Genomic DNA, 780 nt, shown 5'->3' with positions numbered 1-780 from the left:
AACCCTCGCCTATTCAGGGAAAAGCCTAATGCAGCGCTTCTCCCGCATACCCCTGCGCCAGATCCTGTTCGGTGCAAAGCCTCTCGAAGAGAGCAAGTACCAACTCGTCGGGCGCCGTGCCATGCACGCGCAGGCATGTCTCTCTGGCCTCGGCCAGCAGTCGTTCGGTTTCGGTCATCAGCGAAGTATTCACTCGCACCGGCAGGGCCGGAAGTTGTGGGGTCTACGTATCCCATCGGTTCACACACATGGATGTTCGTCATGAGCACGGAAGAAGTATCCCCGGCCCAGATTGAAAGCACCCGCAAGACCGGTGCACGGCTGCGCGCCGAGATCGGCCAGCGCATTGCAGTGGTCACCCAGGCCCGTGCGGCCGAATTGCTGGGCGTTTCACCGAGCACCGTCAGTCGGTCCGTGCAGGACCTGGACGACGCTTGCAACCTGCTCGCGGCCCTGGGCTACCAGCTCGCCCCGATCGATGCCGTCGTGGTCAGCAAAGATGACCTGCAGGCCCTCGAGCGCATGGCCTACAAGTACCTGCAGGTCAGGATCGAGAGGGCGTGATGCGCACATCCACCACCGCGGCCCTGATGGGCCAGAACCCGAGATTCCGCGCCTACCTGGGCGCCGACACCGAACAGGCCGCCCGCGATGCGTTGTGCCGGCGGTGCGGGATCAAGAGTCGGGCCGAGCTGGATACGAATCCGGATGCTGAGGCGCGGTTTCATGCGATTCGGAAGGCGTTTGCGTATGGGAGGTCGAATTGACTATGTTCGCCCC

At 62.9% G+C, this 780-nt stretch carries 3 protein-coding genes; 2 read left to right on the top strand and 1 reads right to left on the bottom strand.

Annotation, left to right across the window (positions count from 1 at the left end; genetic code table 11):
• Positions 1 to 25: 25 nt before the first annotated feature.
• The gene (locus ABD104_RS30250) at positions 26 to 178 is read right to left on the bottom strand and encodes a hypothetical protein (RefSeq protein WP_343928895.1); all 153 of its coding nucleotides are present in this window, start codon (positions 176 to 178) and stop codon (positions 26 to 28) included.
• An 83-nt stretch (positions 179 to 261) separates the two neighbouring features.
• Between ABD104_RS30250 and ABD104_RS30245 the strand changes: the two genes are divergently transcribed.
• On the top strand, positions 262 to 564 hold the full coding sequence (locus tag ABD104_RS30245; RefSeq protein ID WP_343928894.1) for a CII family transcriptional regulator: 303 nt from the start codon (positions 262 to 264) through the stop codon (positions 562 to 564).
• Positions 564 to 767, top strand: a complete 204-nt coding sequence (locus ABD104_RS30240; RefSeq protein ID WP_343928893.1) for a hypothetical protein — start codon at positions 564 to 566, stop codon at positions 765 to 767. Before ABD104_RS30245 ends, ABD104_RS30240 begins: the two co-directional genes overlap by 1 nt.
• Positions 768 to 780 lie beyond the last annotated feature (13 nt).

The organism is Pigmentiphaga daeguensis (assembly GCF_039523035.1).
GTDB lineage: Bacteria > Pseudomonadota > Gammaproteobacteria > Burkholderiales > Burkholderiaceae_B > Pigmentiphaga > Pigmentiphaga daeguensis.
The sequence above is the reverse complement of the archived record's forward strand: the minus strand, read 5'-3'. Positions and strand labels throughout refer to the sequence as shown.